Source organism: Sulfurimonas sp. NW9 (assembly GCF_051132275.1).
GTDB classification, from domain to species: domain Bacteria; phylum Campylobacterota; class Campylobacteria; order Campylobacterales; family Sulfurimonadaceae; genus Sulfurimonas; species Sulfurimonas hydrogeniphila.
In genome coordinates this window covers 1,672,943-1,697,741 of sequence record NZ_CP093236.1, presented here as the reverse complement: position 1 = coordinate 1,697,741, position 24,799 = coordinate 1,672,943, and the positions used below count along the sequence as shown (strand labels likewise).

Genomic DNA, 24,799 nt, shown 5'->3' with positions numbered 1-24,799 from the left:
GAATAACTTATGGCAAACTTGAAAGATATTCAAAGACAGATTAAGAGTGTTTCAAACACTCAAAAGACGACTCGTGCGATGAAGCTTGTATCGACTGCCAAGCTTCGCCGTGCAGAAGAACTTGCAAAACGTTCTCGTCTTTATGCTCAAAAAATGAATCAGGTCATTGCCGAAATAGCTGGACGCATAGAATGCAACAGAGTTGGAGGGTTGGAAAATCGCTTTTTTACAGCAATTGAAAACCCAAAAATGGTTGACATTATTTTTGTAACTGCAGATAAAGGTTTATGTGGCGGTTTTAATATTCAAACAATTAAAGCTGTGAATAAACTTCTAAAAGAGTACAAAGAGAAAAAAGTAAAAGTGCGTTTACGCGGAATCGGTAAAAAAGGGATAGAATACTATAAGTATAATGAAGTTGAAATGTTTGATACTGTCATAAACTTAAGTTCTAAGCCGAATAAAACGAGATCTGATGAATTTATAAAAACTTCTATCGAAGATTACAAAGAGGGTAAAACGGATGCTGTTCATATTATTTATAACGGCTATAAAAACATGATAACACAAGAGTTACATGTAAACAATGTTTTACCTATTGATGTAAATGATTTTGATTGTAAAGAAGTAGAATCAAAATCAATGATGGAAATTGAAGCAGAAGATGAAGATAAAATGCTTGAGTCTTTAATTGAAAAATATGTAAATTACAATATGTACTACTCTTTGATTGATTCAGTTGCTGCAGAGCATTCTGCACGTATGCAGGCTATGGATACAGCAACGAACAATGCAAAAGAGATGGTAAAAAGTTTAAATGTACAATACAATAAAGCGCGTCAAGCCGCTATTACTACAGAGCTGATAGAAATTATCAGTGGTGTGGAGTCTATGAAATAATGGAGAAAAATATGATTGGAAAAATTAGCCAGGTAATGGGTCCTGTTGTTGATGTTGATTTTGATGGTTATCTTCCAGTAATTAACGAAGCAATTGAAGTGAATGTTAATTTAGAAGGTAGTGAACATCGTTTGGTATTAGAAGTTGCAGCACACTTAGGTGACGGTCGTGTTAGAACGATTGCAATGGATATGAGTGAAGGTTTGGTTCGTGGTATGGACGCAAAAGCTACAGGTGCACCGATCAGTGTTCCGGTTGGTGAAAAAGTACTCGGCCGTATCTTTAACGTAATTGGTGAAACAATTGATGGAGGAGAGCAGGTTACTGATGCTCCAACATGGTCAATTCACCGTGATCCTCCACCGTTGGTTGATCAGTCAACAACTACAGAGATGTTTGAAACAGGTATTAAAGTTGTTGACTTGCTTGCTCCATATGCAAAAGGTGGTAAAGTCGGACTCTTTGGAGGGGCAGGTGTCGGTAAAACAGTTATCATCATGGAACTTATCCATAATGTTGCACACGGGCATGACGGTCTTTCTGTATTTGCCGGTGTCGGTGAGAGAACTCGTGAAGGAAATGACCTTTACTACGAGATGAAAGAATCGAACGTACTTGACAAAGTTGCACTGTGCTACGGTCAGATGTCTGAGCCTCCAGGAGCACGTAACCGTATTGCGCTTACAGGTCTTACTATGGCTGAGTATTTCCGTGACGAAAAAAAACTTGATGTATTGATGTTTATTGACAACATCTTCCGTTTTGCACAGTCAGGTTCAGAGATGTCTGCACTTCTTGGACGTATCCCTTCAGCTGTTGGATACCAGCCGACATTGGCTCGTGAAATGGGTGCACTGCAGGATCGTATTACATCAACTAAAAACGGTTCAATTACTTCTGTACAGGCAGTATATGTACCGGCAGATGACTTGACTGACCCTGCTCCGGCTTCAGTTTTTGCCCACTTGGATGCAACAACGGTTCTTAACCGTAAAATTGCGGAAAAAGGTATCTATCCTGCGGTTGATCCATTGGATTCAACTTCAAGACTGCTTGATCCGCAAATTTTGGGTGAAGAGCACTACAATGTAGCTCGCGGTGTACAGCAAACACTTCAAAAATATAAAGATTTGCAGGATATTATTGCGATTCTTGGTATGGATGAACTTAGTGAAGATGACAAAAATGTTGTTGAACGTGCCCGTAAAATTGAGAAGTTTCTTTCTCAGCCATTCTTTGTTGCAGAAGTTTTCACTGGTGCTCCAGGAAAATATGTTAAACTTGAAGACACAATTGCAGGTTTCAAAGGCATCCTAAACGGTGACTATGACCACATGTCTGAAAGTGCATTCTATATGGTCGGAAATATGGATGAAGCTATTGCTAAGAATGAGAAAAATAAATAAGCATATTGCTTAAGACAAAGGACTGTAATGGATACATTTAAACTTGAAATCCTAACGCCTGACGGTGAAATCTATAATGGTAAAGCTGTCAGTGTTGTTCTTCCTGGAAAAGAGGGAGAGTTTGGTGTTCTGGCAGGTCATGCATCTCTAACTACATTGTTAGAAGCTGGCGTGGTAGATATCGAAAAAGAAGATAAATCAGTCGAGTCTATTGTTGTTAATTGGGGTGTTGTTCAAGTTGATGAAGAAAAAGTTGTTATTTTGGTTGAAGGTGCTGCTGCAATTCGCGGTGAAACTGAATCTGAGATTGCGCAGGCACTTGATGCAGCAAAAAAACTTATTAATGAAATTGCAGATTCAAGCACTGCTATCGCATCAGTATCAGCAAAAATAGAATCTGCCGCACAAAAGTTAATATAGTAACCGTATGATTAATAATTTAATAGATTTTTATCTAAAAAGCCACCCTGTGACTCTCGGAGTATTGCTACTGCTCTCTTTATACTTTATAGTATTGAACTGGGTGTTTTTTTACCGCTATTTTTCTCTTAATAACTGGCTTTCTCGTGAAAGTGCTTCTCTTGAATCACTTTTACTTGGAGCTACTACTGTCAATGAAAACTCTTTTTTAAATAATTTTATAAAAACCAGTAATGTTGTTTCAAAAGAAGTTTTAGGACTCGGTATGCTTGCTGCGACAAAAGATGCGACAAAAGGACTTTCTGTACTTTCTGTTTTTGCTTCTACCTCTCCTTTTATCGGACTGTTTGGTACAGTTGTTTCTATTTTAGATACATTTTCTCATATCGGACAAAACAGCGGAGGTATGTCAATTATTGCCAGTGGCGTTTCGGATGCATTAGTCGCAACCGCTTCAGGTATATTTGTAGCCACATTCGCCTATACATACCATCAGGTTTTAAAAAGAAAGTCATATGAACTTATAAGCTATCTCAAATGCAAAGTGATGCGATTTTAGCACGCAAGGCGTAAAACAGTGCTGTATGATTGGGAAGAAAAACCAGAGCTTAATATTACTCCCCTTGTGGATGTAATGCTTGTATTGCTTGTCGTTTTAATGGTTATCGCTCCAAATATTATATATGAAGAAAATATAAAACTGCCGCAGGGCTCAACAACTGAGCAACTCTCGAAGATTCCTCCTGTGCATATAACAATAGACAAAGACAGAAATATAAAAGTCAATAAAGACAACTATCTCTTAAATGCTTTTATGGATAACTTTTCCTTGTATGCAAGAAAGTTAAATAAAAAAGCAACTGTATTAATCAGTGCAGATAAACGTTTGGACTATGGTATAGTTATGTCAGTGCTTGCTGCGGTTAAACAGGCAGGTTTCACTGAGGTATCTTTAGCTACAAATGGATAACAACAGCCGTTATTTTTACATAAGTGGCTTTTTGTCACTCTTCCTTTTTGCATTTTTTTTATTCTCATTTCTTTATATGATGTTTCATGCTTCTAAAACAAAAGCATATGGCTATAAAAAAGAAAATTATATTTCTGTTTCAATTAATGTCACAAATACAAAGCACCCGATGAAAAAGAAAAGTTCCAAAACAGTTCCCGCAACTAAAAAAGTTGTAAAAAACATAGATATCAATAATCTGTTCAGTGATGTATGGACAAAAAAAATAGACAACAGTGTAAAAAAAGTTAAAAAAACTGACAATAAAAGACGGATAGAACAGATTACAAGAAAAATCAGGCCCACAAAACAAGAAGACAGAGAGTCTGTCACACAAAAGATCAGTACACTTCAGGCAAGTCATGACCCGTCAAAAAGTGAAGCAACATCTGCTGCGAATGAAGTTAATGAATATTTGGCTAAAATTCAGGATATTGTTTATCAACATTTTAATGTGCCGCAAAACAGTGAGGGCAACAGTGTAAAAACAGTAATCGAACTTGACCCTTTTGGTAAACTTATTGATTTTAGAATACTGAGTTATTCTAAGAATGAAGCACTCAATGAAGAAGCAGACAGGATTAAAGAACGATTAAAAGATGTTGTATTTCCTGTTAACCCGAAAAACAGACCGAGCAGAACGATTGTTATATTAATTTCTAAGGAGTAGATTTTGAAAATATTTTTTTCTTTGTTCATTTTAATCAGCCTTGCTTTTGCAGGTGATGCAACTATAGAAGTAGTGAAAAAAGCAGACTCTTTGCCTTCCTTGGCAGTTGAAGATGCGTCGATCAGCTATAATGACACATTTAAGCTGCGTTTTTTTAAAGCTTTGATAGCAGATTTAAATGTTATTTCTTTATTTAATGTTGACAGACATCACAGGTTTGCCGATTTTGATGATACAAATGTACTTGTTGCCAATAAAGATATGAATTATGTTTTGCGCTATAAACTGTTTGAGGATGACAACAAAGCTTTAAATATTGAAATGACTCTGTTTCACCAAAATGAAGTAGTCTTTTCAAAACGATACAGAGTAAACAACAAAAAAATCTATATGTTTATATCTCATGCAATGGCTTATGATATCAATGAGTTTATGGGTGAACCTTCTGTTGGATGGATGAAGAGAAAAGTTATATTTTCCCGTATAGTTGCGCCTAAAAAAAGTGAAATCATTATTGCGGACTATACACTCTCTTACCAGCATGTAATCATCTCAGGCGGATTGAATATCTTTCCAAAATGGGCGAACAAAGCACAGACCGCATTTTATTATACATCTTTGGATTCTTTTGAACCTACTTTGAAATATGTTGACATTAAAACTGCAAAAGTGAAAAACATTATATCTTCTGACGGGATGATGGTATGTTCAGATGTCAGCGAAGACGGAAAAAAGCTGCTGCTCACAATGGCAAGAGACGGTCAGCCGGATATTTATCTTTACAATACAGAGACAAAAAAATATAAAAGAATTACCACATACAGCGGAATAGATGTAAACGGACAGTTTATGGGAGATGATAAAATTATTTTTATTTCATCCCGTTTAGGCTATCCCAATGTGTTTTCCAAAAGATTGGACAACGGGCTTGTGGAACAGCTGGTCTATTATGGAAAAGCAAACTCTTCATGCAGTGCGCAAGGACATTATGTAGTCTATGAGGCCCGTGAGAGTTCAAATGCTTTTAGTGCAAATACATTTAATCTGCATCTTATCTCCACAGAGACCGATTTTATTCGCAGGCTCACTGCGACAGGAGTGAATGAGTTTCCAAGGTTTTCCAAAGACGGTGATGCGATTATATTTATAAAAAACTACAAATCGCAAAGTGCCATTGGCATTATTCGGCTGATGCACAATAAAAACTATCTTTTTCCTCTAAAATCAGGAAAAATACAATCTATGGACTGGTAAAGTTTTAAGTGTTCATCACTTATTACATTTTTTTGGTATAATATATCAATTTTAAAAGCAAGGAAATAAATAATGAAAAGTATAGTTCTCTCAAGTGTTGTAGTAGCACTTTTGGTTTTCAGTGGTTGTAGTACAAAAGAACCGGCAGTCGACACAAAGACTGAAGAAGTCACAGCACCGGTAGCACAAGAAGTTGAAGAAGTGATGACTGAAACTGTGACAGGTGAAAATGCGGAAATTAGTTCATCTTCAAATACACTCAACAGCAATCAGTTAAGTGCCAGTGCAATTGAATCAAAATTCCCTACAGTCTATTTTGATTTTGACAAGTATAACATTAGACCTGACATGCAGGAGAAAGTGGATACTGCAGCAGAACTTGGAAAAACTACTGCAAAGTCTTTTAATATAAAACTTGAAGGCAACTGTGATGAGTGGGGAAGTGATGAGTACAATTTTGCACTTGGACTCAAACGTGCAAACAGTGTAAAAAAAGCTTTGGTTGCCGAGGGCATTGACGCTTCTCGTATTTCTATGGTCAGTTACGGAGAGAGTAATCCTGTATGTACTGAGCACACAAGAGAATGCTGGGCTAAAAACCGTCGTGTAAATTTCAAACTTTTACCATAAGTTTTATAGATGAAAAGTAATATACGCACTTTATTACTTCTTACTTTTGTCTCTTCTTTATCGTTTGCTTCTGAACCTTCTGCGTTCGGAGCAGGCGACTTGACCGCACCGACACCCTACGGACTTACTCAAAGTGAAAAAGTTATTTTGCAAACAAAAGATACTTTAAAAAAAGTTGCCATAAATACAAAATCACAAGCCAGCAAACTTGATTCATTGCGTGAAAGGGTAGACGGTATACAAAGTGTTGTAGAGAATCTGAGTGTACGCTCTCATGAAAATAAGCGAGAATTACAAAAATTCAAAGAGCAAAACAGAGTAAATCTTGACAATATTCATGAGTTTCAAACCAGGCTGGCTGAAAAAGTACAGAAGAATCAAGATGAGATAGCAAAACTGCAAACCATGATCTTTGAGCTTTCAAAAGTCGTAGATAAAATAAATGCCCAGTATGTAAGCAAAGATACATTCAATACTCTTGTAAAAGATATCAATGATTTTAAAACATTGATTGCAAAAGAGATGCAGTCTAGAAAAAACAGTGTGAAACCGGGCAAAATAAGCAGTGCGCAGTTATACAACCAGGCAAAAGCAAATTTTGACAAAAGATACTATACAAAAGCGATTCAAAACTATAAAGAACTCATTAAAAGAAAATACAAACCGGCCTATGCACATTATATGATAGGTGAGATGAACTTTAAAAGAAAAAATTATGCAGAGGCAATTTCATATTTTAAAAAAAGTGCTTCTTTGTATGACAAAGCTTCGTATATGCCAAAACTGTTGTTACATACTGCAATTGCGATGGATAAAACAGGAGACAAGGCACATGCAAAGGCATTTTACAATGCTGTAATTGCAAAATATCCTCATTCAAAAGAAGCAAAAGAGGCTAAGAAACATTTAGACTAAACTGGGGTAAAAGATGCTTTTCAGCAATAATATAGATTATTATGATAAAATCCCAAAAAAATAAAAGGTAAAATAATGGCAATTCAAGACAATCAAATTGTATCAATGGAATATGAAGTACGTGATGGCGATCAAATCGTAGACAGTAACAAAGGTGGAGCTCCATTGGTATTTATGTTCGGAAAAGGACAAATTATTCCAGGACTTGAAAACGGAATCAAAGATATGAATACAGGTGACAAAGCTGACATTTAGTTAAAGCAGCAGATGCCTATGGTGAGTATAATGCAGATGCAACGCAAGAGGTTCCAAAAGAACAGTTTGCCGGAATTGATTTAACTGAGGGCATGACTCTTTACGGTCAGGGTGAAGATGGCGGAACTGTGCAGGTTATAGTGAAAGAAATCAAAGATGATACTGTTGTCATTGATTTTAATCATCCTCTTGCCGGAAAAGATTTAATGTTCACTGTTGCCATTAACAATGTAAGAGATGCCTCTGCTGAAGAAGCAATGACTGGTGTTCCGGAAGAAAACAAACCTTCTGATGAAGAGGGTTGTTGTGGAACAGGTGGCGGCAGCGGTTGTGGATGTAACTAAATTTCTAACTGCCTGTGAGGCTTCCTCCCAGGCTAAAAAGACAGCGACTCTTTTAAAAACACTTACGGTAAATGCACTTATTACAGGTGAACACGGTGTTGGAAAAAAGACCTTGGCTTCTTTTATTCTCCCTGATGCATTTATAATTGACGCATCTAATTTTGATGAGCTGCTTCTTTCGTTAGAAAACACACAAGCTATCATAATCACAAATCTTGACAATTCACCCAATATTGAACGTTTGGTACAGGCTGTAAAAGAAAACAATGTAAGAGTTATAGCAACGGCAAAAGACTCTTTTTCCCACCGGGCAATTGATGAACTTTTCAGTGTAAAGTTTAATATTCCTCCTTTACGAGAGAGAATGGAAGATGTCAAAGCATTAATCGAAAAGTTTGTGAGCGAAGCTATTGTGTTATTTGGTGAGTGCAGTAACTTTGACGTAAGTAATTTTAAGCCTGATTTGTCCCAAAATGCCATCTCTTTAAAAAGACAGGTGATGATAAATTATTTACTTCAAGATATTCAAGACAGTGAGCTAATGGACATTATTGAACATTATCTTTACGACAAACTTGGTTCCAAGAGTGATTACAGAAACTATTTGTATCTTTATGAAGTACCGCTTCTCAAAGCAGGTCTGCATAAGTTTAAATCACAGGTACAGTTAGCTGAAAGTCTGGGTTTAAACAGAAACACATTACGAAAAAAGATAACAGAAAATAAAAAATATATAGAAGGAAAAATATGAAAAAAATAGCTATGATATTTGCAGGACAGGGTTCTCAGGCAGTTGGTATGGGAAAAGATTTTTATGAAAATTCTGAAACTGCACGTGAAATGTTTGATAAAGCCGGTGAAAGAATCGGTGTGGATTTTAAAGAACTTATTTTTGAAGAAAATGAAAAACTGGGACAGACGGCCTATACACAGCCGGCAATTTTACTTGTTCAGATGATAGCATACAGACTTTTCAAAGAGGCTTGTCCCGATACTAAAGCCGAACTTTTTTTAGGACACTCTCTGGGTGAGTTTTCTGCTTTATGTGCAGCAGGTGCCATTGATTATGTAGATGCCGTAGAACTTGTGCATAAACGCGGTGCTTTTATGCAAGAAGCCTGTGAAGGAAAAAATGCCGGTATGATGGCAATTGTCGGCCTTGATGACGCAAGTGTGGAAAAAATCTGCAGTGATGCACAAAACGAAGGCAAACAGGTATGGCCTGCCAACTATAACCAGGACGGACAACTTGTAGTTGCGGGAAATAAAGAAGACCTGGCATCACTGGAGCAGACTTTTAAAGAAGCAGGAGCAAAACGAGCCTTGCTTTTAAATATGTCTGTTGCATCACACTGTGATATACTGGCACCTGCACAGGAATCTCTTGCCGAAATTATGCAAACACAGATACAAGAGAATTTTGAAGCCCCTGTGATTTCAAATGTTACAACAAAACCCTACAGTACAAAAGCGGAAGCAGTTGACCTTTTAAAAGAGCAGCTTGTAAAACCGGTAAAATACAAACAGTCAATTCAGGCAATAGCGCCTGAAGTTGACCTGGCCATAGAATTTGGCAACGGAGTTGTACTAAAAGGTCTTAACAGAAGAATTGCAAAAGAGTTGAAAACACTCAATATATCAGATATGGCATCATTACAAAAAGTGAAAGAGGAAATTTGCTCTTAATATGAGAGTCACACTTGCACAAACTTCACCGAAGTTAAACCGTACAAATATTACCGAGGCAGTTGTCTGGATAAATGATGTCAAAGAAAGTTCAGATCTTATAGTCTTTCCTGAACTCTCTTTAAGTGGGTATTTGCTTCAGGATAAACTTTTTGAAGATGCCTATTTGCTTGAAGAACTGAGTGTTTTTGAAGAGTTGAGCAAAGATATTGATATTGTTGTCGGCGCAGCACTCAAAGACGGGAATGTTTTTAGAAATACAGCACTGTATTACAGCGGCGGAAAACTTCTCTCCAAACATATAAAAGTACACCTGCCAAATTACGGAATGTTTGAAGAAGCACGCTATTTTGAAGGCGGTGACAGATTTGAATCATTTGTTGTGGGGAGAAAAAAAGTTTCGATGCTCATCTGTGAGGATTTGTGGCATACCAGTGTGCATGAAGAACTCACCAGCCTTGATCCGGACTTGATTATCGTTCTTGTGGCATCCCCTGCTCGCGGATTTAATGAAAAATCTTTGGATATTCAAGACAAATGGTATGGAATTATCAGCAATGTTGCAAAAGAGTGCCGTGCAGAGCTTCTTTTTGTCAACCGTGTGGGATTTGAAGACGGACTTGGCTTTTGGGGCGGAAGCTGTATCGTTCAAAAAGAGGGCAAAAGAGTGCATCAGTTGCCACTGTTTGAAAAATCAATACAGACATTTACAATCGAGGAATAAATATGATAATAGCAATAATGGGTGCAATGCCTGAAGAAATCGCACCGATTTTAGAAAAATTAGGTGAATACAAAACGACTGTATATGCAGGAAACAAATATTATGAAGCAAATTACAAAGGCACGGATCTTGTCATAGCCTATTCAAAAATAGGAAAAGTATTTTCAACATTGACGGCAACCACCATGTGTGAACATTTTGGAGCGCAAAAACTTCTGTTTTCAGGTGTTGCCGGAGCAATATCGCCAAAGCTAAAAGTAGGAGATTTGATTGTAGCTACAAAACTTGCCCAACACGATCTTGATATTACAGCCTTTGGACATCCTTTTGGATATGTGCCAGAGGGTGCTGTTTATGTTGAAGCAGACAAAGAACTGACAGCCCTGTCAAAAGAGGTTGCAAAAGAGATGGGCAAAAATGTCCAAGAAGGTATTATTGCAACGGGTGATCAGTTTGTAGCAGATGAAAAAAGAAAAAACTGGATTGGAGAGACGTTTCATGCAGATGCACTGGAAATGGAAGGGGCAAGTGTTGCTGTTGTATGTGATGCTTTGGATGTGCCTTTTTTTATTCTTCGTGCAATAAGTGATGCGGCAGACATGGATGCAAGTTTTTCTTTTGATGAGTTTTTAGAGACCAGTGCCGTGGAATCTGCTGAATTTATTATGAAAATGGTTGATAAACTTGTCGGTTAAACTTTCCAAAAAAATTATGTCAAAACTCGGTAAAACAAATGCCGAGTTTGCCTTGATAGAAGAGGGGGACAAAATTCTTGTCGGACTCAGCGGAGGTAAAGACTCTCTGACAATGATTCATGCGATGAAAGAGCAGCAGCGCCGGGCCCCTTTTGCCTTTGATTTTATTGCCGTTACCGTAAGCTACGGAATGGGTGAAAATTTTGACAAACTCTCCGCACATTGCAGGGAATATGGTATAGAACATATAGTAAAAGAGACCCAGACCTATGATTTGGCAAAAGAAAAAATTCGCAAAAATTCTTCATTTTGCAGCTTTTTTTCCCGTATGCGGCGAGGGTATCTTTACAGTGTTGCCAAAGAACTGGGATGTAACAAGGTTGCACTTGGCCACCATATGGATGATGCGGCAGAGAGCTTTTTTATGAATTTTATTTACAATGGACAGATGCGCAGTCTTGCTCCGAAATATACAGCCCAAAACGGGCTTGTTGTGATTCGTCCTCTGATTCAGATGCGTGAACGTCAGCTGCGTGCTTTTGTGGAAGACAACGGCATAGAAGCCATAGGCGATGAAGCCTGTCCTGCCATGCGTTTTGATGTCAAAATGCCCTATGCAAGAGCACAGATGAAAGAGATGCTCTCATCAATGGAAAAAGAACATCCTCAGCTTTTTACTTCACTGAATGCCGCTTTTAAAAACATCTCAGTCGATAGTTTTTTTATGAGTGAGGAGTAGCCTCTTCATCATAGATTACAATGGTTCCGGCAATTAAATCATGCAGTCCTCTTTTGTCTTTTCGAAAAGCCACCATCAAAAATCCGAGTCCGAACAACAGTAATGAGGGGATATAGGCCAAAGAACGTGTGATCGCCTGTTTGTTGTTTATATCTTTACATGTAAAGGCATCAACTATCTTTACATGTAGAAATTTTTTCCCGGGGGTCGCTCCGCGCCACTTTTCCCAAAAAAGAATTGTTACAAGCAAAACTGAAATCTCAAAAACAAATTCCCATGTTAAAGAGGTATGGGGCTGTTGGTCAAGAGCATGTATATTCCCGTTCATTGCCATTTGAATATTGTTTTGGTACTGTACAAAATCAAACCAGTTGCCATCACTTACAAAATAAATAATGATACCTACAGGCAGAGCCAAAAAGAGCGTATCAAAAAATGAAGCAAAAAAGCGTATCCAAAACCCTGCATATCTAATATTTTTTTTCATACCCTAAAGATAGCGTAAAAAATCTTACTTAATACTAATGTAACACTTTTTCTATACACTTTTACATATTTTGCGGGAGAAATGTAATGAATAGAAAAATTTTGTTTTTATCTTTGTGTGCATCGTTGGCATCAGCAGAGAGTGTGGTAGAAATCAGTCCTGTCAGTGTGATAGCAACAGGTGTAAAAGAAAGTGTTTTAGAACAGCCTCTGAGTATAAGCACGAAAGGGGAAAAGGAGATAGAGCTTGATCAGGTTATATTTCAAAAAGACCTGCTCAACTCCCTTTCCGGTGTGCGTATTGAACAAACCGGTTCTGTTATAGGACATATGACCTCCATTCGTATGCCTGTGAATACCGGTCCCTATTATCTCTTTATGCAGGACGGAATTCCTGTGCAGTCAAGCGGTTTTTTCAATCATAACGGGCTTGCCTATACTACATTTCAGAGTGCTTCGTCTGTTGAAGTGATAAAGGGAGCAGGAACTGCTTTGTATGGATCCGATGCCGTTGCTGCCACCATTGATGTACAATCCTTGAAAAAACCTTCAAAAGAGAAGGTTGTTTTACTCAAAGGTATGGGCGGAAGCTATGGATACGGCCTTGGAAGTGCGGAGGTGAGTGATGCTATAGACAAAGAGAGCGGATATCGTGCAAATATATCTTATATGCACAGTGACGGTTGGCGGGAGCATACAAAAACTGACAGAGTTGAATCCAATTTTCGTTATGACAAAAGAGTGAACGATGATAATGATATAAAAATTATTGCAAATTTTTCTAAAACTGTGGCGCAACAGGCTGACAGTTTTAATAACTATGCAAATATAACAAACGGCTCAACGGCTGCAAGTGATGATCCGAATTATTATACAGCCTTGCAAAAAACAGATGTAGAGAGAAAGTTTGACTATGCGAGGGTCAGTGTCCAACTGAATAATTACAGGTATAATGATTTGGAAATTTCTCTGATCCGTATCTGCGTTACAACAGAAACAGATATGTTGCAACCTGGGAAACAAATCTTCCAAGCAATGATAATGAAATTTATACCTTTGGCCTGCAACAGAGAAATACTTATGAAAAAGAATGGGGAAAAATAGTTTTTGGCTTTGATACAGAATATACACAGTCTTCTCTGAAATATAATCAGAATTTTGATATTACAACGACAGGATGGGGCGGTGCTACCTATCTTACAGGGGCATTGTATGACTATACGGTAAATTATTTTGCCATAGCCCCTTACATCCACACAGAATACAAACTGTGGAGTGCCCTGATTGTGAGTGCCGGCTTGCGATATGACTATAACAGTTACAGTTATGATAATAAACTCGCAGATAACAGTTATGACGCCTCGGGAACATATTACAGACCTGCAGACAGGGATGACAGCTATAATTATCTAAGTCCCAAACTGGCTTTGAGTTATTTTCCTGCGAAGGATTTAAATCTTTATGCACGGTATGCAAACGGTTTTAGAATTCCACAGGCAACACGTCTGTATTCTGTAAAGGCAGGATACGAACAGATAAATCTTGATCCCGAAACATCAAATACCTACGAGGTAGGATTGAAAAAATCTTTTTCCAAGAAGACATCTTTTGAATTGGCAGTCTATTATATGACTATAGAAGATACCATCATACGAGATAGAAATACCGGCGGTTACCGCAATGGTGGCAGTTCTATACACAGAGGGATAGAAGTGACACTCAAAGAGGAGATATCTCGGGAACTGGAGACGGCAGTTGCATATACCTATACAAAACACAATTATGACAATGATCCTGTTCTTGGCGATAATGAAATGGCAGGAGCACCGAACAATATAGCAAATGTACGTCTTTTTTATATGCCGGACGCTCTCAAAGGAGTTACCCTGCAGGGCGAATGGCAATATGTCGGTTCCTATTGGATGGATGATGCACATACGGTTGAGAAATATGACGGATACAGTATCGGCAATGTTAAAATGAATTATAACTACTCAAAGAGGGTAAGAGTTTTTGCCAAAATTACCAATATTACAGATAAAAGATATGCTGTCAATGCTCGGTATGCCTACGGAAGAGAAGACTATACGCCCGGTGATCCAAGACAGTTTTATGCGGGCTTAGAGTATAAATGGTAAAAATCTATAAACTTCATAAAATTGTCGGATTGAGTTTTGCCGCAGTATTGGCTCTTTTGGCTTTTACGGGATTTTTACTGGATCATGACAAATGGAGTTTTTTATATACGATAACTTTCAAGAGTGTGCCGCAAAAGAGTATAGAGGCGGACAAAAGGCTTTTTGAAGCGTATTATATTGATAAAAAAAACCCCGATACTGTCATAGCGGGCGGTAAACGGGGTCTGTTTAAAAGCACGGATGCAGGAAAGCATTTTGAAAAAATCAGTTCCTGCAGTGTAATGCGATAAAGGAGCAGAAACACACACTGTACATAGCAACATCGCAGGGCGTATACTGCTATGATTTTAAAAAACTGACACCGTTGGTCCTTAAAAACAGATATATAAGCTCCTTGGCCTTATATGAAAATAAACTGGTAGCGGTTGAAGAGAAAGAGAGAGTGTATGTAGTAGATATAAAGAGTAGAAAAGTTACAACAAGCACAGAAATACTTCTGCCAAAAGAAGCACTGCAAGAAGATATAAAACTTTCAAGATTTATACGGGATTTACACTATGCAAGAGGACTTTTTGACGAAGACCTTTCTCTTTTTCTCAATGATTACGGGGCACTGATTTTATTATGGCTCAGTATAAGCGGATATATCATTTGGTATTTGATACGCTCTAAACAAAAGGCACAGTTTGCAAGAAAAATGATAAAAACACATGCAAATATTTTTGTTATTTTTTCTATATTCCCTCTTTTTATTTTATTGACAACCGGAATTTTTTTAGATCATGCGTCAGCACTTGGAAAATTTATGAAATCTGTGACAATTCCACATAAAGTTTTACCACCAATATACAATACTCTAAAAGCTGACATCTGGGCTGTTGACTACGACGGGAAAGTGTATAGAATAGGGAATCGTTACGGTATCTACAAAAGTAGGGATTTAAACAAATGGCAATTGGAAAACAGAGGTTTTGCGTACAGAATGATACGAAGAGGAAAACGCCTCTATGTCAGCGGAATGGGAGCCCCCAACCGTATTTTGGATGCAAAGCATTTTGAAATTTTAAAAAATGCACCGCATATGTTCCGTGACATTATAGAAAAAGAGAACAGAGTAGAATATTTCAGCCCTGTGCAAAAGAGTGTAAAGTTACCACAGTTTCATGAGGCAACACTCTACTCTGTACTTTTAACACTGCATGATGGCAGTTTTTTCGCTTCCTGGTGGATATGGGTAAATGATGCAGCTGCTTTGTCTTTGCTGTTGCTACTGGTAAGCGGATTTCTACGATGGAGACACAAAAGAAAGCATTTCAAGTATCTTTTCTTTAAGTGAGCCCATAGTACTTTGGAGCCTGCGGTTCTCCATAGTAATAACCCTGTAAAAAATCGACGCCAAACTCTTTGACAAGCAGAGCCAGTTCTTCTGTGCTGACAAATTCGGCAACGGTACGAATATCAGCCTGTTTGGCATACTGTATAATCCCCCGTACCATATTGTTAATATTTTCATCTTTATTGAGCTGTGTTATCAGTGAGCCATCGAGTTTTATATAGTCAAGATGCAGTCTCAAAATATTTGTAAAGTTGGAATAGCCCGAACCAAAATCGTCAATAGCCACTTGGCATCCGTATTTTTTTACAAATAAAATAAAGGCTTCGACAACACCATAATCGTCAATATCTTCTGATTCGAGTATTTCAAATGTAATTCTTTCCCCTCCGTATTTTTCCAAACGGTTTTTTATATAATCAAGCATAGAGGCAGAGTTGAGGTTCTCATAACTGAGATTGATAGAAATTTGAATATTGTTTTTTGCATAGACATTAAATACTTTTTGCATCATCTGTCGTGTAAAAAATTCAAATGTTTTATCTTCTTTTGCCGCATCCAAAAAGTAATAAGGCGAGATAATTTCACCGCTGCTTGTCTGTATTCTTGCCAATGCTTCATATTTGACAGTTTTTCCGCTTTTTGCCTCTATAATAGGTTGAAAGTACGGAATGATGTCACCGTTGTAAAGTGCTGTTTTATAGACTTTAAGTCTCTGAATTTTCTGTGCTTTTTCATCTTTGAGGGACTGTCTGTTTTTATAGATTTTGTATTTTTTTTGTGAAATAAGTGCTTCTTGCAGTGCAATATTTGCATGTGCCAAAACAGTATCTATACCGTAGGCAATACCTGCTGTAAAGTCAGCCACTATAGATTCATTGCTCTCATTTTCCTCTGCTTCAGTCGGAAGCAGTAAAGAGTGCTGCATTAAAAGTAAATATTTCTCAAAAAGATTTTTATTTGTAATTAAAAATGCGAATTCCTGCAAATTAAGATTATATAAGGTCACTTCTTCGTCATGGACTATATTGTGCAGTTCTCTGGTTTTTTGTCTAATGATATCCTGGACAACAGCATTGCCGTAAAGGTCTTTTAACACATTCAGCTGGTTTACATGTAAAATTATCAGCATCGCCTCTTTTTTAAGCAGAGAAAGATCTTCATGCAGTGCGGTATGATTTGGAAGTTTTGTAAATCTATCCAGGCTTTTGAGATTTTTAATGGCATATTCGTTGACATCAAGCATCACAGTGTTTTTTTGCGCTTTATGCAGGTTTTCATCGGCTATGCTGTATAAATCATCACAGTTAAGATAAAATTTTGACGTATCAAGATTAATGCCACCTACTGAAAGATGTAAGGATTTTAGAGTATTCAATTCAAGAATATTCTTTGCTGTATCATTTATATATTCATCTTCTTTGTTGTGCACAGTCAGAGCAAATTCATTGTGTGCTATCCGAAATAATTCAGAATTTTGCGGGTTTTTGAGTTCTTGTAAAAAATGAGATACCTGCAGGATTGTCTCATCTTCAATGGGTTCATCATCGATTTTAATCAGTAAGAGGGCAAACAATTCCTCTTTCCAAATGGCACGCTTGTATTCTGTTTTGAGGTAGTTATGAAAGTATTGTTTGTTATATAAAGAGGTAATCGGGTCAAGAGTAGAAAAATATTCCAGTCTTTTTTGATAGGTGATGTCTTTTAACAAAGAGGTATAACCGATGATGTTTTTGCTTTTGTCATGCAAAGGTGTAATAACTGCATGTACCCAATACTCTTCACCTGTACTTTTTGTATTTTTTAAATCACCTTCCCAGGTATTATTGGCAGAGACAGTCTCCCACAAATTTTTTATGGTTTCTCTGTGGATATCATGGTTTTTAAAAATACTGTGGTTTTTGCCAAGTATTTCTTCTTTTGTGTAGCCTGTAAAATCCAAATAGGCCTGCGAAATATTTGTTATATTTCCATGAATATCCGAAACTGTCAAAAAGATATTTTCATCAATCATTTTCTCTTTTTGCAGTAACAAAAATGCTTTATTTTCCAACTCCTGTACAAGGAGAGATTTTTTTGCAAGTTCCAGTAGGGCAAGCAGTGTATCATCTGTATTTTTAAGAGGTTCACTGATATATTTGTCTATTCCTAAACCGATAGCCTCCGGAAAAAAATGAGAGCTTCCTTTTTGTGTTATAAGGGCAATAACCTGATTTTCATGCTGTTTTTTAATCTCTTTTGCCAGTTCTATGCCCTGGGAGTTTGTGAAATCCAGGCTAAGGACAACTATATCATAATATTTACTGTGTTTGGAATAGTATGTTTTATAAAGAGAAAGCGCCTCTTTGACATTATCACTTACCGTTACATGTAAAGAAAGGTTTTGCAGGAGAGAATAAATTTTGTTTCTTACCGAGAGTCTGTTCTCGACATATAAAATTCTTAAATCTGTGTACTCTCTTACATCTTGCAGAAGGTTCATACTTTAATTCCTCAGTGTTATAATCTATTATATATTATAATACATTGATTGAACATTAAAGTATGTATTTAAAAATTTAACTATACGTGATAGTTCGGTGCCTCTTGCGTGATGATGACATCATGAACATGAGATTCTTTGAGTCCTGCTGATGTGATTTCAACAAATTCTGCCTTGTCCCAGAAAGCTTCAATGCTTTCACTGCCGCAGTAGCCCATAGCGGAGCGTAATCCACCCATCATCTGATGCACAATTCCGGCGATTGAACCACGAAAGGGAACACGTCCCTCAATTCCCTCAGGAACAAGTTTGTCAGCGGCTGTACCTTCCTGGAAATATCTGTCATTGCTTCCTTTTTGCATAGCCCCGATAGAGCCCATACCGCGGTATGATTTGTACTGACGTCCCTGAAACATTATCGTCTCACCCGGAGACTCTTCCGTACCCGCTAAAAGAGAACCTGCCATAATACAGCTTGCACCGACAGCAAGTGCTTTTGCAATATCGCCGGAGTATTTGATACCTCCGTCTGCGATAACAGGCACACCGTGGGGACGGGCGACTTCCGCACACTCATCTATGGCGGAAATTTGTGGTACACCGACACCGGCAACGATACGTGTTGTACAGATTGAACCGGGACCAATTCCCACTTTTACAGCATCGGCGCCTGCTTCTATAAGTGCGAGTACCGCTTCTTTGGTTGCAATGTTCCCGGCAATTACATCAACTTCCAAAGACTCTTTAATCGCTTTGACAGTATCTAAAATACCTTTGGAATGACCATGTGCAGAATCCAGGACAAGAACATCCGCACCGGCATCCACAAGGGCTTTGGCTCTGTCCATTTGACCGACACCGATAGCCGCGCCAACTATCAGACGACCGAAGGCATCTTTGTTTGAGTTTGGATACTCTATGCGTTTTTTGATATCTTTGATGGTTACGAGCCCTTTTAAAAAGCCTTCATCATCTATGATAGGGAGTTTTTCTATTTTGTTCTGGTGCATTATATCAGCGGCTTCATCCAGAGAGATTCCTTTTTTTGCAGTAATGAGCGGCATTTTTGTCATCACTTCGTCTGCACGTTTTCGCATATCTTTTTCAAATCGCATATCACGGTTTGTTAAAATACCAAGAAGTTTGTTATGTCCGTCTACAACAGGAACACCGGAGATTTTAAACTCTTTCATCAACGCTTCTGCATCCGCTAAAGTAGCATCCGGGTGGACATAAATTGGATCAATGATAATACCGCTTTCAGATTTTTTTACTTTTTTGACCTGTTTGCACTGTGTTTCGACATCCATGTTTTTATGAATAATTCCGATACCTCCGAGTCTTGCCATTGCAATAGCCGCACGGTATTCTGTAACTGTATCCATAGCAGCTGAAACCATAGGAATTTTAAGAGTGATATTACGAGTGAGTTTTGTCTCAAGTGAGACCTCTTTAGGAAGTACTTCCGAATACTGTGGTACTAAAAGTACATCTTCAAATGTCAGGGCGCGTTTACGAATTCTCATGGGGTATCCTTTTGCAGAGTATAAAATTAATTATTAGAAATTTTTGCATTATACCTCTTTTGTGGTTAAAAAGAGGTAAAATCTAAAAACATAAACTGGGAAAGTAAAATGATAATAACGACAAGAACAAAAGGGAAAATATGGCTCTTGAATACCCATGGCTGTATACCGAAAAATACCTGATTGACACCGCGAAAACCAAGCCAAAGACCTAAAAAGGCTTTGATTGAAAGAGCTATCTGAAAACTGCTTAATCCATCAGGGGAAATTTTTCCAAAAACCTGTGAAAAAAGATACATTCCCGAAAGTACAGCAACAATAAGAGCCTTCGGTACAACTTTTCGTACATGTATCATAATGGCTTCACGTGCCTTTTTTATGTTCTTCTTCCGTTAATGACTGTTTCATCTTTGCCATAAAAAGATTATCGGTAAAGAGAAATCCTCCGTAAATAAAAACAGCAAAAATATGTATGGTATGAATGATTGTATATGTGATGACTTATCCTTTTTTAGGTGTTTTTCTAAAGAGATGATAGTTCTCAGATTCGAGCATATCTTCAACATAACTTGCCACACATTTTGTACAGTTTGTCCATATTCCCGAGGGCAGTCTGACTTCGAGCTTTTTCTTTTCCCGGAGTTTAATGATTTTTTTAGGACTCAATACTTTTGTGACAGGGGCAAAATCAACATCTGTCAAATCTATATCATCTTTGTAAAAATCGTCTGTTTTTTGAAATTTCCCCAGCCTGGTATACCGTCTTCTGTATAAGGAACCTCATGCCCGTTTTTAAATTTTACCATCATTTTGTAATGAGAATCTTCAAAAACCTGAGAAACCTTTCCCCGGCCAAAAACCAAGCCGTAGAGTTTGTCTTTTACTTTTACATTGTCAAAATATGCCATTTTACTTCCTTTTTTAAAATAGTAGCAAAAAATTATCTCATTGTCATTACATTATTTATAGGCAATCTCTTTTTCAAGGCTCATAGCACCGTCAAAGAGTGTCTGCTCTTCATAGGCGTTTGCTATAAGCTGCAGTCCGACAGGCATCCCTGCTGCATTTTTCATTATTGGCAATGAAAGGGCAGGCAGACCTGCAAGGTTGACACTGATTGTATAGATATCACTCAGGATACATCTCCATCGGATTTGCAAGTTCCCGAATTTTGGAGCAACATTCGGAGCAACCGGAGAGAGAATCAAGTCAACATCGTTAAAGATTTTTGCATACTCCTCTTTTATCAAATGGCGTGTTTTTTGTGCTTTTACATAGTAGGCTTCATAGTAGCCGCTTGAGAGCACAAAATTGCCAAGCAGGATACGGCGTTTGACTTCATCCCCAAAACCTTCGCTTCTTGTTTTGTAGTAGGTCTCTTCTAAATTTGCACCTTCAACACGGTTGCCATAACGTATACCGTCATATCGCCCGAGATTGGTTGTTGCTTCTGCTGTAGCCGTCACATAGTATGCAGAAATGTCATATTTTGCATCCATCATCTCTTTTTCAACAATGGTGTGCCCCTGTGCCTTGAGTGCTTCAACTGCTTTGCTGTAAGCCTCTTTCACATCATCACTCGCATTTTCTATATACTTTGGCAAAATGGCAATAGTGAGTTTTCTTTCAGGATTGAGATTGTCACTGACTTTGTCATCTCTCATGGCATTTGTTGAATCTTTGACATCACTCCCACTGATAATGTCATACAAAATAGCAGCATCTTCTACATTTTGTGTCATCGGTCCGATTTGATCCAGACTTGAAGCATAAGCCCCCAAACCGTAACGGCTGACTCTTCCGTAAGTCGGTTTCATGCCTACGATACCGCAATACGCTGCGGGTTGGCGGATACTTCCGCCTGTATCACTGCCAAGTGCAGCTATAGCCAAACCCGCTCCAACTGCAGCGGCACTTCCTCCCGAACTTCCACCGGGAACATGCTCAGGATTGACAGGGTTAAGTGTTTTGCCGTAGCAGCTTGTCTCAGTTGTCGAACCCATGGCAAATTCATCCATGTTTGTACGACCAAAAGGAGAGAGCCCGGCAGCTAAAAGTTTTTCTATGACAGTGGCATTGTAAGGCGCAATGTAGCCTTGCAAAATTTTTGAAGCAGAAGTAACAGACCACTCTTTGACCTGAATATTGTCTTTAATGGCAACAGGCACACCCTCACCAAAAGTATTTACATCTATATAAGCATTTAAATCTTTGTTTGCTTCTATTTTTGTTTGTAATTCATCTTTAAATTTATTAAGTTCATCTTTGCTCATTGCAAGCGCTTCTTTTAATGTAATCACTAACTTTCCTTTTTAAATTTTTTAACAGCTAAAATACCTATGCCAATCATAACAAATACAGCAAGTATGGTTGTTCCGATAAATGTTGTACTAACGGGCTCACTGTAATTAATCATTGACTACGCTTTGGCATCTTTTACAAAGGCACTCCTCTGCTTCAGCCTGGTATTTCCAGCATCTTGGACATTTGTGCAGTGTGGCTTTTGCGATGCTGAAGGTGTCTTCATCAACTTTAAAGCTGGCTATAATCTCTTCTTCCGGTTTGTCTTCAAAAATTCCGGAAACAACAAACCAGTCTTCTGCATCGGTACTGTTCATCTCAAGGACAGTTTTTGATTCTGTGTAAATGACAAGTTCAAGGGTGTTTTTGATGGTTTTTTCTTTTTTGAGTTTATCAACTTCTGCGCCGAAACCTTCACGGGCTTTTACCATATATTCAGCATCAAAAGGGATGTCACCGGCTTCAATTTTTTCATAGGTCATGTCAAAAATATCTTCGGCATCGCCTTTGATGATGGCAGGGGCATTATCTACTATCTCATCTGCTGTGTAGGTTATAACAGGAGCCATAATCAAAAGCAGTGTTTTTGTAATGATTGCCATTGCACTTTGGCTTGCACGTCTTCTCGTAGAATCTTTAGCATTACAGTAAAGATTGTCTTTTGTCATATCGATATACATGCCGCTGAGTTCGTTAACAATAAAGTTGTTGAGTGTGCTCATACCGTTGACAAAGTTATATTCACTAAAATGTTTATGTACTTCATCAAGCGTGTTTTGTGCAACATTTAAAATCCATTTATCCAAATCACCCATATCTTCGTACGGTGTCAGGTTCTCGAGGTCATTGATATTGGCAAGCATAATTCTAAAGGTGTTTCTCAGTTTACGATAGTTTTCAGAAGTCTGTTTTAAAATCCCCTGAGAAATTTTCAAATCACCCTGATAGTCCGATGAAGCAACCCATAGGCGTAAAATTTCACTGCCGTATTCTTTTAAAACTTTCTCGGGTGCGATGACATTGCCTTTTGACTTGGACATCTTTTCACCTTTTTCATCTACTGTGAAACCATGCGTCAATACACCTTTGTAGGGTGCTTTGTGCTCAACCGCAGAAGATAAAAAGAGTGATGACTGGAACCAGCCGCGATGTTGGTCAGATCCCTCGACATACAAGTCAGCAGGGTAGTCTCCCGCATCATAATTACGGGATTTCAGTACCGAATTCCAGGTAGAACCTGAATCAAACCATACATCCAAAATATCTGTTACTTTTTCAAGCTCTTCGGGCTTGTAACCGCTTCCCGGGTAGAGAAGCTGTGCGATGTCCATAGAGTACCAGGCATCACTTCCCTGCATTTCAAATATCATGGCTACAAAGTTGAGCACCTTTTCATCAAGTAAAACTTCACCAGTCTCTTTTACTCTGAAAAATGCAATAGGAACACCCCAGTCGCGCTGGCGGGAAATACACCAGTCAGGACGATTTGCAACCATAGAAGTCAAACGGTTTTTTCCGGTTTGCGGTATGAAAAGTGTTTTTTCAATCTCATCAAGGGCGATGTTTCTGAGTGTCTTCTCTCGTCTTGCGGTTTTTCATCAACAGAGATAAACCATTGTTTTGTAGCACGGTAGATAAGTGGTGTATGACTTCTCCAGCAATGCGGATACGAGTGCATAAATTTGCTTACATGTAACACGTTCTCACCCATCATCTCAATGATATCTTCATTTGATTTAAAGATGTGACGCCCTACAAAATCCTGCGCATTCGGAATCAAAGCATCACGCACAACAGTTGCATCATAACATCCTGTTTCATCCACAGGCATAACAACTTCAAGGTCATATTTCAGTCCGACACGGTAGTCATCTTCACCGTGACCCGGAGCGGTATGTACACAACCTGTACCATTGTCAACTAAAACATGCTCCCCTAAAACAATACGGGAATTTCTGCCATTGAGTGGGTTGATGGCGTTGAGGTTTTCAAACAGAGTCGCATCAAAAGTTTTGGCGACACCGCCTTTGAGAATGCCGTCTTCAACCAAAGCATTCAATAGTTTTTTTGCAACAATATAACCCTCAGTTGTAAGAACATACTCTTCTTCAGGGTTTAGCGAAATCCCCGTATTTGCAGGAATTGTCCATGGTGTAGTCGTCCAGATAACCGGTGCTGCTTTTGTTTCTTTGTCCAGTCCGAGTTTTTCTTTGGCTTCATTGCTGAGTTCAAATGCTACAAAAATCGAGTAGTCTTCTTTGTCCTCATATTCAACTTCGGCTTCTGCCAGTGCAGTTCGTTCAGCCCATGACCAAAAGACAGGTTTGCTGCGCTCAATCAAAAGACCTTTTTTTGCAACACTGCAGAGTGTTCTGAAAATATTTGCTTCAAATCTGTAGTCCATTGTCACATACGGTTTTTCCCAGTCAGCAATAATTCCAAGTGTCTTAAACTCTTCTTTTTGAATGTTTACAAACTTCGCAGCATGTTCGCGGCAAAGTTTTCTTATCTCGGCAGTTTCAAGCTGCTCTTTTTTCTGTTTTCCGCCAAGCTTTTTTTCAACCTGCTGCTCAATCGGCAGTCCGTGACAGTCCCAGCCCGGAGTAAAACGGACAGATTTACCGTTGAAATAGTTGTTTTTGATGATAATATCTTTGAGAATTTTATTGAGTGCATGACCTATGTGAATATGCCCGTTTGCATAGGGAGGACCGTCATGAAGGGTGAAGTGTTTTGCACCGGCACGTTTTGCCTTCATTTATGATAAACTTTCTTTTTGTCCCATGCAGCATAACGCTTCGGTTCATTGTTTATTAAGTTGCCTCGCATGGCAAACGTAGTTGTTGGTAAAAGTAGTGTGTCTTTGTAGTCCATTGAAACCTCAAA

24 protein-coding genes and 3 pseudogenes are annotated in these 24,799 nt (G+C 38.3%); 19 read left to right on the top strand and 8 right to left on the bottom strand.

Going from position 1 to position 24,799, the window contains the following annotated elements; translation table 11 throughout:
- Positions 1 to 9: 9 nt before the first annotated feature.
- The 15 genes and pseudogenes from atpG (at position 10) to MLC44_RS09545 (ending at position 11,647) form a co-directional block, all read left to right on the top strand.
- Entirely contained in the window at positions 10 to 900 is an 891-nt protein-coding gene (gene atpG, locus MLC44_RS09615) for an ATP synthase F1 subunit gamma (protein ID WP_151899915.1), read from the top strand.
- 11 nt (positions 901 to 911) lie between these two features.
- The gene (atpD, locus tag MLC44_RS09610) at positions 912 to 2,306 is read left to right on the top strand and encodes a F0F1 ATP synthase subunit beta (RefSeq protein WP_151899916.1); all 1,395 of its coding nucleotides are present in this window, start codon (positions 912 to 914) and stop codon (positions 2,304 to 2,306) included.
- 27 nt (positions 2,307 to 2,333) lie between these two features.
- Positions 2,334 to 2,726: an ATP synthase F1 subunit epsilon gene (gene atpC / locus MLC44_RS09605; protein WP_151899917.1), complete on the top strand. Its 393-nt coding sequence runs from the start codon at positions 2,334 to 2,336 to the stop codon at positions 2,724 to 2,726.
- Between the two features lie 7 nt (positions 2,727 to 2,733).
- On the top strand, positions 2,734 to 3,285 hold the full coding sequence (locus tag MLC44_RS09600; RefSeq protein WP_434657091.1) for a MotA/TolQ/ExbB proton channel family protein: 552 nt from the start codon (positions 2,734 to 2,736) through the stop codon (positions 3,283 to 3,285).
- An 18-nt stretch (positions 3,286 to 3,303) separates the two neighbouring features.
- Positions 3,304 to 3,696, top strand: a complete 393-nt coding sequence (locus MLC44_RS09595) for an ExbD/TolR family protein (protein ID WP_346389010.1) — start codon at positions 3,304 to 3,306, stop codon at positions 3,694 to 3,696.
- Entirely contained in the window at positions 3,689 to 4,405 is a 717-nt protein-coding gene (locus tag MLC44_RS09590; protein ID WP_434657088.1) for a TonB C-terminal domain-containing protein, read from the top strand. Before MLC44_RS09595 ends, MLC44_RS09590 begins: the two co-directional genes overlap by 8 nt.
- 3 nt (positions 4,406 to 4,408) lie before the next feature.
- The gene (gene tolB / locus MLC44_RS09585; protein ID WP_151899920.1) at positions 4,409 to 5,659 is read left to right on the top strand and encodes a Tol-Pal system protein TolB; all 1,251 of its coding nucleotides are present in this window, start codon (positions 4,409 to 4,411) and stop codon (positions 5,657 to 5,659) included.
- A 72-nt stretch (positions 5,660 to 5,731) separates the two neighbouring features.
- Positions 5,732 to 6,289, top strand: coding sequence for a peptidoglycan-associated lipoprotein Pal (gene pal / locus MLC44_RS09580; RefSeq protein WP_151899921.1), 558 nt, complete (start codon positions 5,732 to 5,734; stop codon positions 6,287 to 6,289).
- Positions 6,290 to 6,298: 9 nt separating this feature from the next.
- Positions 6,299 to 7,204 carry a tetratricopeptide repeat protein gene (locus MLC44_RS09575; protein WP_151899922.1) on the top strand — a complete coding sequence of 302 codons (906 nt, stop codon included), beginning with the start codon at positions 6,299 to 6,301 and terminating at the stop codon, positions 7,202 to 7,204.
- Between the two features lie 75 nt (positions 7,205 to 7,279).
- Positions 7,280 to 7,803 (top strand): annotated as a pseudogene (locus MLC44_RS09570) (FKBP-type peptidyl-prolyl cis-trans isomerase).
- Positions 7,766 to 8,554 carry a Fis family transcriptional regulator gene (locus MLC44_RS09565; RefSeq protein WP_434657086.1) on the top strand — a complete coding sequence of 263 codons (789 nt, stop codon included), beginning with the start codon at positions 7,766 to 7,768 and terminating at the stop codon, positions 8,552 to 8,554. The pseudogene MLC44_RS09570 and the gene MLC44_RS09565 overlap by 38 nt, the downstream one beginning before the upstream one ends.
- Positions 8,551 to 9,489, top strand: coding sequence for an ACP S-malonyltransferase (gene fabD, locus MLC44_RS09560; protein WP_418640527.1), 939 nt, complete (start codon positions 8,551 to 8,553; stop codon positions 9,487 to 9,489). Before MLC44_RS09565 ends, fabD begins: the two co-directional genes overlap by 4 nt.
- Position 9,490: 1 nt before the next feature.
- Positions 9,491 to 10,213: a nitrilase-related carbon-nitrogen hydrolase gene (locus MLC44_RS09555; protein WP_151899925.1), complete on the top strand. Its 723-nt coding sequence runs from the start codon at positions 9,491 to 9,493 to the stop codon at positions 10,211 to 10,213.
- A 2-nt stretch (positions 10,214 to 10,215) separates the two neighbouring features.
- Complete coding sequence (locus MLC44_RS09550; protein ID WP_434657084.1) at positions 10,216 to 10,908, top strand: 5'-methylthioadenosine/adenosylhomocysteine nucleosidase; 693 nt, start codon at positions 10,216 to 10,218, stop codon at positions 10,906 to 10,908.
- A gap of 16 nt (positions 10,909 to 10,924) precedes the next feature.
- Positions 10,925 to 11,647 (top strand): tRNA 2-thiocytidine biosynthesis TtcA family protein, encoded by a 723-nt coding sequence (locus MLC44_RS09545; RefSeq protein WP_434658877.1) that lies wholly within the window; start codon positions 10,925 to 10,927, stop codon positions 11,645 to 11,647.
- Here MLC44_RS09545 and MLC44_RS09540 read toward each other — a convergent pair.
- Positions 11,631 to 12,134: an RDD family protein gene (locus MLC44_RS09540; protein WP_346389002.1), complete on the bottom strand. Its 504-nt coding sequence runs from the start codon at positions 12,132 to 12,134 to the stop codon at positions 11,631 to 11,633. The genes MLC44_RS09545 and MLC44_RS09540 overlap by 17 nt on opposite strands.
- An 86-nt stretch (positions 12,135 to 12,220) precedes the next feature.
- Between MLC44_RS09540 and MLC44_RS09535 the strand changes: the two are divergent.
- The 4 genes and pseudogenes from MLC44_RS09535 to MLC44_RS09520 form a co-directional block, all read left to right on the top strand.
- Positions 12,221 to 12,592, top strand: a pseudogene (locus MLC44_RS09535) (TonB-dependent receptor); the annotation flags it as partial.
- 521 nt (positions 12,593 to 13,113) lie between these two features.
- Complete coding sequence (locus MLC44_RS09530) at positions 13,114 to 14,271, top strand: TonB-dependent receptor domain-containing protein (RefSeq protein WP_434658876.1); 1,158 nt, start codon at positions 13,114 to 13,116, stop codon at positions 14,269 to 14,271.
- Complete coding sequence (locus tag MLC44_RS09525) at positions 14,265 to 14,561, top strand: hypothetical protein (protein WP_434657082.1); 297 nt, start codon at positions 14,265 to 14,267, stop codon at positions 14,559 to 14,561. Before MLC44_RS09530 ends, MLC44_RS09525 begins: the two co-directional genes overlap by 7 nt.
- A 104-nt stretch (positions 14,562 to 14,665) precedes the next feature.
- Complete coding sequence (locus MLC44_RS09520) at positions 14,666 to 15,607, top strand: PepSY domain-containing protein (protein ID WP_434657079.1); 942 nt, start codon at positions 14,666 to 14,668, stop codon at positions 15,605 to 15,607.
- On the opposite strand, the gene MLC44_RS09515 is transcribed toward MLC44_RS09520, so the two are convergent.
- The 7 genes and pseudogenes from MLC44_RS09515 to ileS form a co-directional block, all read right to left on the bottom strand.
- Positions 15,600 to 18,086, bottom strand: coding sequence for an EAL domain-containing protein (locus tag MLC44_RS09515; protein WP_434657077.1), 2,487 nt, complete (start codon positions 18,084 to 18,086; stop codon positions 15,600 to 15,602). The genes MLC44_RS09520 and MLC44_RS09515 overlap by 8 nt on opposite strands.
- A gap of 80 nt (positions 18,087 to 18,166) precedes the next feature.
- The gene (gene guaB / locus MLC44_RS09510; protein WP_151899932.1) at positions 18,167 to 19,612 is read right to left on the bottom strand and encodes an IMP dehydrogenase; all 1,446 of its coding nucleotides are present in this window, start codon (positions 19,610 to 19,612) and stop codon (positions 18,167 to 18,169) included.
- A 65-nt stretch (positions 19,613 to 19,677) separates the two neighbouring features.
- The gene (locus tag MLC44_RS09505) at positions 19,678 to 19,968 is read right to left on the bottom strand and encodes a hypothetical protein (protein ID WP_434657075.1); all 291 of its coding nucleotides are present in this window, start codon (positions 19,966 to 19,968) and stop codon (positions 19,678 to 19,680) included.
- Between the two features lie 145 nt (positions 19,969 to 20,113).
- Positions 20,114 to 20,314: a hypothetical protein gene (locus tag MLC44_RS09500; protein ID WP_434657073.1), complete on the bottom strand. Its 201-nt coding sequence runs from the start codon at positions 20,312 to 20,314 to the stop codon at positions 20,114 to 20,116.
- A 2-nt stretch (positions 20,315 to 20,316) separates the two neighbouring features.
- A complete protein-coding gene (locus MLC44_RS09495) occupies positions 20,317 to 20,520 on the bottom strand; it encodes a hypothetical protein (RefSeq protein ID WP_434657071.1) in 204 nt (67 codons plus the stop codon).
- Positions 20,521 to 20,571: 51 nt separating this feature from the next.
- Complete coding sequence (gene gatA / locus MLC44_RS09490; protein ID WP_434657069.1) at positions 20,572 to 21,912, bottom strand: Asp-tRNA(Asn)/Glu-tRNA(Gln) amidotransferase subunit GatA; 1,341 nt, start codon at positions 21,910 to 21,912, stop codon at positions 20,572 to 20,574.
- Between the two features lie 108 nt (positions 21,913 to 22,020).
- A pseudogene (gene ileS, locus MLC44_RS09485) lies at positions 22,021 to 24,787 on the bottom strand (isoleucine--tRNA ligase).
- Between the last annotated feature and the right edge of the window lie 12 nt (positions 24,788 to 24,799).